The 6251-nt window shown below is 75.6% G+C and carries 6 protein-coding genes; 3 read left to right on the forward strand and 3 right to left on the reverse strand.

Annotated elements, in window-relative coordinates; all coding sequences use genetic code 11:
• Positions 1-119 precede the first annotated feature (119 nt).
• Together ABZ862_RS23650 and ABZ862_RS23655 are read left to right on the forward strand one after the other, a co-directional pair.
• Positions 120-1103, forward strand: coding sequence for an aldo/keto reductase (locus tag ABZ862_RS23650; protein ID WP_360961154.1), 984 nt, complete (start codon positions 120-122; stop codon positions 1101-1103).
• An 80-nt stretch (positions 1104-1183) separates the two neighbouring features.
• On the forward strand, positions 1184-3394 hold the full coding sequence (locus tag ABZ862_RS23655; protein ID WP_360961206.1) for a helix-hairpin-helix domain-containing protein: 2211 nt from the start codon (positions 1184-1186) through the stop codon (positions 3392-3394).
• A 324-nt stretch (positions 3395-3718) separates the two neighbouring features.
• Here ABZ862_RS23655 and ABZ862_RS23660 read toward each other — a convergent pair whose 3' ends face one another.
• On the reverse strand, positions 3719-4420 hold the full coding sequence (locus ABZ862_RS23660; protein ID WP_360961157.1) for a hypothetical protein: 702 nt from the start codon (positions 4418-4420) through the stop codon (positions 3719-3721).
• Positions 4421-4467: 47 nt separating this feature from the next.
• Here ABZ862_RS23660 and ABZ862_RS23665 point away from each other — a divergent pair, with 47 nt between their 5' ends.
• Positions 4468-4656, forward strand: a complete 189-nt coding sequence (locus ABZ862_RS23665; protein WP_007380901.1) for a DUF5703 family protein — start codon at positions 4468-4470, stop codon at positions 4654-4656.
• Positions 4657-4775: 119 nt separating this feature from the next.
• Here ABZ862_RS23665 and ABZ862_RS23670 read toward each other — a convergent pair whose 3' ends face one another.
• Both ABZ862_RS23670 and chpH read right to left on the reverse strand, forming a co-directional pair.
• Positions 4776-5732: a chaplin gene (locus tag ABZ862_RS23670; RefSeq protein ID WP_360961160.1), complete on the reverse strand. Its 957-nt coding sequence runs from the start codon at positions 5730-5732 to the stop codon at positions 4776-4778.
• Positions 5733-5914: 182 nt separating this feature from the next.
• Positions 5915-6148 carry a chaplin ChpH gene (chpH, locus tag ABZ862_RS23675; RefSeq protein WP_360961163.1) on the reverse strand — a complete coding sequence of 78 codons (234 nt, stop codon included), beginning with the start codon at positions 6146-6148 and terminating at the stop codon, positions 5915-5917.
• Between the last annotated feature and the right edge of the window lie 103 nt (positions 6149-6251).

The following is a 6251-nucleotide window of genomic DNA, read 5'->3' on the forward strand; positions in this document are numbered from 1 at the left end:
GGCACCGGCCGCCGGCCGCGGATCCGCGGCGGGAAAGCCGTTCTTGGCCGCTCCGCTGCGGAAATCGGTTGTCCACAGGCAACCCGTCAGGGCAGCTGTGGCCAGTAATCTCGGCGTTCATGGAGCAGAGGCATCTCGGCCGTACCGGCCTGCGTGTGTCCCGTATCGGGCTCGGCACCCTCACGTGGGGCCGGGACACCGACGAGCACGACGCCGCGGACATGCTGAAGGCGTTCTGGGAGGCGGGCGGGACCCTCGTCGACACCGCGGACGTGTACGGCGACGGGGAGTCCGAGTATCTGCTGGGCCGGCTGATGGACGGGCTGGTGCCGCGCCGTGACCTGGTCGTGTCGACCAAGGCGGGCAGTGTCCCCGACCCCGACCGGCGGTTCAACGGTTCGCGCGCGCATCTGCTCGCCGCGCTGGACGCCTCGCTCGCCCGGCTCGGCACGGACTACGTGGATGTGTGGCACGTGCACGCCTACGATCCCGACACGCCGCTGGAGGAGACCCTCCAGGCCGTCGACCTGGCCGTCGCCAGCGGCCGGGCGCGCTATGCGGGGGTCTCCAACTTCTGCGGCTGGCAGCTGGCGAAGGCGGCGACCTGGCAGCTGGCGGCGCCGGGGCTGCGGACGCGGCTGGCCAGTACGCAGATGGAGTACTCGCTGCTGCAGCGGGGCGTGGAACGCGAGGTGCTGCCCGCCGCGCTCGACCTGGGCATCGGGCTGCTCCCCTCCTCGCCGCTGGGCCGGGGTGTGCTGACCGGCAAGTACCGGGGCACCGTGCCGCCGGACTCGCGGGGCGCCTCGGAGCATCTGGCGCCGTTCGTCGAGCCGTATCTCGACGACACCGCGGGCCATATCGTCGACGCGGTGCGGACGGCGGCCGACGGGCTCGCCGTCACCCCGCTCCAGGTGGCCCTCGCCTGGGTCCGCGACCGGCCCGGCGTGACCGCCCCGGTCATCGGTCCGCGCAACGCGCAGCAGCTCACGGCGGCGCTGTCAGTGGAGGCGCTTACGCTTCCTGACGAGATCTGCCAGGCGCTCGACGATGTGTCGGCGCCCGTGCACCGCTATCCCGATCACCACTGGAGCACGCTGTGAGCACGGAACCGGAGACCACGCACGACACCGGCCCGGAGAGGCGGGGCGGCGGGCCCGGCGGCGCGGACGCCCGGGCGGGGGTGGCCCCGGAGACCGGGGAAGAACGGCCCGGAGACGCGGACGGACCGGACGGCCCCTCGGCCGGCGCGGCAGACGCGGCAGACGCGGCACAGGACACCGACGACGGTGCGCGGCCCACCGGTGGGGAGGACGGGGCCGGGGCCGGGCAGTTGTCGGAGGCCGCGGCCGAGCTGGCGGCGCAGCGGCTGGAGCGGGAGCGGATCGCACGGCGGAAGGCCGGGAAGGCGGGGCCCGTGGAGAGCGGGTCCAAGCTCAGCGGCAGGGCGGCCGATCTGCTCGCGGCCGTACGGGCCGTGGAGAGCGGCGCGAAACCACCGTCCACGGTCTTCGCCGAGCCCTCTCCCCCGCCGCGCCGCCCGACCCCCGAGCCGGTCCGGCCGCCCCGGCCCGCACCCGCCGCGGCCGGTGTGCCCGGCGCGCGGTCCGTCGACGCCGTACGGGGTGTCCTCGCCGAGGGCGGCGCCCCCGGGGCACTGGCGCCGCAGGCCGCCGCCGTCCTGGGCGACGGCGCCGACGCGCTGCTGCGGGAGGACCCCTGGCGGCTGCTGCGGGTCGCCGGGGTGCGCCCGGAGCAGGCCGACGGCTTCGCGCGGGCCCTGCTGGGCGCGGAGTGCGGTCCGGACGACGAGCGGCGGGCCCGGGCGGTGACCGGCTGGCTCCTGGAGCAGGCCGCCCTGGCCGGTCATACGGCCCTGGAGGCACCGGCACTCACCGCCGCGCTGGCACAGCGCGGCGTGCCGGACCCGGAGGCGGCCCTGCAGGCGGCGATCGGCGACGGCGAGGTCCTGGTCTTCCAGGACGCCCTGGAGGAGCCCGGCACCCCCGCGCCCCGGCCCGCGGAGGGGACCGGCGGCGAGGGCGACGGCGAGGGCGGGGAGGACACGGCCGGGCGTCCGGTGCGGGTGCTGTTCGGCCTGGAGCGGTACGCGCTCGCCGAGGAGAGCCTCGCCGACGGTCTGGCCCGGCTGGTCAACTCGGTGCCCAAGGCGGACGGTCCGGCCGAGGAGTGGGAGCAGGCGGCCGCCGGGGTTCGGGGTTCGGCGGGCGAGCTGGTCCGGGCGGTGGCGGGGCACGGTCTGGTGCTGCACACGGGCGGAGCGGCGTCCCTGGCCGATCCGGCGACACTGGTGCGCGCGGCGCGGGCGCTCGGGCTGCGGGTGTGGACGGCCACCCACACAGCGGGCGGCCGGGCGGACTTCGCGGCACTCCTGGCGGGCGGCCCCGGCGCTCCGGACCGGGAGGCGCGGGCGTCGGTGCCCGTCGCCACGGTGGCCGGGCTGCTGACCGGGACGCAGGGACCGGGGCGGGACACGGACGGGGCGCTGGACGTGGACCTCCTCGTCGTGCTCGACGCGCCGCAGCTGGACGTCGAGACGGCGGCCCTGCTCGTCGAGTCGCTGCCGGACGGCGCGCGTCTGGTGCTGGCCGGTGATCCCGGGGTGCTGTGGTCGGCCGGTCCGGGGCGGGTGTTCACCGATCTGCTGGCGGCGAAGGTCTGCCCGCTGGTCGCGTCCCGGGTGCCGGACACCGGTCCGCTGGGCGAGCTGGTGTCCGCGATCGGGTTCGGCGAGCTCCAGCAGGTGGCGGCGCCCGGCAAGGAGGTCGTCATCGTGCCGGTGCGCGACGCGGGCGAGGCGGTGCACCGGACGGTGCAACTGGTCGCGGACTCCGTGCCGCGGGCCTTCGGCATCCCGGCCGGGGAGACGGTGGCCGTCACCCCGGGCCACGGCGGCGCGGCGGGCACCCGGGCGCTGAACGCGGCCCTGAAGGATCGGCTCAACCCCGGTCCGGGACGGTTCGGCGGCTTCGACCCGGGCGACGTGATCGCCTACTCCCCCGCCCCGGGACACACGGTCCGGGGCCGCGTGGCGACGGCGGACGCCGAGGGCCTGCACCTCGAACTCGCGGACGGGCCGGTGGTGGTGGCGCCGGACCGGGTGGAGCAGTCGGTGCGGCACGGGTGGGCGCTGACCGCGCACCAGGCGGTGGGCAGCCGGTGGCCGGCGGCGGTCGTGGTGCTGCCGGGCGACGCGGCGCAGGCCCTCAGCAGACCGTGGGTCTACACGGCGTTCGGCCGGGCGGGCCGCCATCTGTCCGTGGTGCACGGTGTGGAGCAGGCGCTCCCGCGGGCCGTCGCGGAGATCCCGCCGAAACCCCGCACGACCCGCCTGCCGGTCCTGCTGCGCCAGCAGATCCCGGCAGCGGGCTGACCGGCGGCACCGGCCGCCCGCTGGCCGGCCCGCGGTGACCGGCAGGCGGTGGCCGGCTCGCGGTGACTCCCGGAGCCGTTGCCGGGAGGGTCGGTGACCGGTCCCCGTCGGGACGACGACGGCGGCTGTCGAGATCCGTCCCCGACGGCCGCCGGGGCGAGCATCGTGTCCGCCGGGCGCCGTGTCCGCGGGGCACCGTGTCAGCCGAGCGCAGTCCTCCGCGGTGCCCGGCCGGGCGGCCCGGTACCGGTCAGCCGGCCCGCGGGACGCCCGGCCCTCCCGGGCCACCGGCCGCCGGGGTCGCACCGGCCGCCGGGGTCGCGGTCAGCGTTCCGCGTCCAGGGGTTCCAGATCCTCGTCCCCGTCCAGGCCGATCACGTCCTCGATCTCGTCGTCCAGGTCGTCGTCGAGATCGTCCGCGTCGTCGTCGAAGACCGCGCTGACGTCGAAGCGGCACACCACCTGCTGCGGGTCGACCTGGTCGAACGGCGCCTCCAGCCACTCCCCCGGCTCGGCCGGTTCGTCCGCCGCGGTCACCCACAGCGTGGAGTCGCCCTCCTCGAGCCCGAACTCCTTGTGCCGGGAGGCGATCTCGTCCGGCTCGTACTCGCCGAACAGGACGCCCAGCGCCCCGTGCACGGTCCCGGCCGTCTCCTCGCCCGCGCCGACGTCGCCGTCGGCCGCCTCGATCCGCTCGGCCTGTGCCAGCAGCCGCTGCTGATCGACCACGGAGTAGTCGCGGCGGATCAGCACGCTCAACGAGTTCGGCTCCTCGGGACCCGCGTAGGGCGGCAGGGCCTCCTCGCCGCCGGGGATCTCGAAGGGCGTGACCTCGTCATGGCGCTCGTAGAGCAGTTCGTCGTACGTCTCGGCGGCCGCGGCCAGCTCGTTGAACGCCTCGTAGACGGCCGGGTCGTCCTCACCCGACCTGCGTTCGACCGCGGCCAGATGGCGGTCGAGCGCGGTCTTGACAGCCTCGGCGGCGGCGCGTACCTCGGCAGCGGTGGGCTGCGCAGCATCAGACATAGTGCAGACGCTATCCGTACCGGGCCCCAGCCCGCACAATAGATGCGATGCCGGAATACGAATTTGTCGACGTGTACGTACCGCGCGGGGTTTCCCGCAAGGACGCGACGCGTCTCCTCACGGACCATGCCGAGTACGGACACTGGGAGTTGGACCGACTGAGCCTCATGCGCGACGGCAGCCGCAGGGTGCGGTTGCGCCGGCGGATCATCCGCCAGGTGCGCGCCACGTGGTGATACGGGGCGGTTGAGAGGCGACCGGCGGGCGGGGCCCTCCCGAGGGCCGTTCCGCCCCCCGGCGCCGGTCCCGCGGCCCCCGGCCCGGTGATGCGCGGGTCGGGTACGGCCGGGGACGGTCAGCGCGCGGCGCGGGCCCTGCGGTACAGGACGGCGCCCGCGAGCAGTGCTCCGGCGCCGGTCGGGAGCACGAGGCCGAGCGGCATGTCGCTGCCGGTGTGGGCGAGCTGGTCCAGGGTTGTGTCCGTCGTGCCGGTCGCGCCGGTCCGGGAGACGGGCTGCCCACCCGGCCGGTCGCCCGCGCCGGGGCCGCCGCCGTGGGCGCCGGGTCCGTTGCCGTGCGTGACGCCGACCGGTGTCCCGATGCCCGGCGAACCGGGATGCCCGCCGGGATGGCCAGGGTGTCCGCCGGGATGGCCAGGGACTCCGGGGTGTCCGGGCAAGCCGGGGCCGCCAGGTGTCCCCGGCTGCCCCGGAGTGCCGGGGGTCCCCGGCGTACCAGGACTGCCCGGCTGCCCAGGCTGACCCGGAGTCGTACCCCCGCCGCCCCCGCCGCCTCCGCCCCCGCTGCCACCCGGCGTCGTACCGCCACCTCCGCCACCTCCGCCACCACCGCCGGGCGCCGTACCCCCGCCCCCGCCCCCGGCACCGCCGTGGTCTCCGCAGCCGTTGCCCGTCGCCGGGTTGCCGATGCCGATGAGGTCGACGCTGTTGCCGCACACGTTCACCGGCACGTCGACCGGAGCCTGCACCTGGTTGCCGGACGCCACCCCCGCCGAGTCACCGGCCCGCCCGCCGGCACTCGAACCGCTGCCCGACCCGCCGGAACCGCTGTTCCCGTTCCCGCACCGGTTGCCCGCGGCCGGGTCGAGCAGCGCGCCGACACCGACGGTGTTGCCGCAGACGTTGACCGGCGCGTGCACCGGTGCCTGCACGGTGTTGCCGGAGAGCACACCGGGTGAGTGGTGGGCGGAGCCGCCCGCGGTGGCGTCGGCGTGCGCGTAACCGCTCGCGGCGGCGATCACGCCCGTCGCCGCGGCCATGGTCATCAGGCCCTTGCGGGCACCCTGTCGCATTACTGCATCCCTGCCTCTGCGTTCTGTCCCGGAAATCCGGCGCGCGACACAGCGGAATCCGCACCGCACGGAACAACGGAAAATCGGAAAGAGAAACGGCCCCGGAGCGCATGGCGCGCACTCCGGGGCCGGACGGCACCGGCTACGCCGGACAAGCGGACGCCGACCTCATCGGGTGGGCGTCACTTGTTGACGCAGGCGTTGCCGAAGGCGGGGTTCAGCAGGCCGATCACGGAGATCGTGTTGCCGCAGACGTTCACCGGGACGTGCACGGGCACCTGGACCACGTTGCCGGAGGCGACCCCCGGGGAGTGCACGGCGGCACCCTGGGCACCCGAGTCGGCGACGGCGAGGCCCGCGCCCGCGAGCACCAGTCCACCGGTGGCGACAGCGGCGGCGACGACCTTCTTGATCATTTATTCCTCCTAGTGTCCTGAGTCGTTAATTCGTGTGCAGTATGCGGCGAGGGTGTCGAGGATGTCGTCGGCGGTCTTCGTCCAGACGAACGGCTTGGGGTTC

The organism is Streptomyces sp. NPDC047000, from assembly GCF_040644295.1.
Lineage (GTDB): Bacteria > Actinomycetota > Actinomycetes > Streptomycetales > Streptomycetaceae > Streptomyces.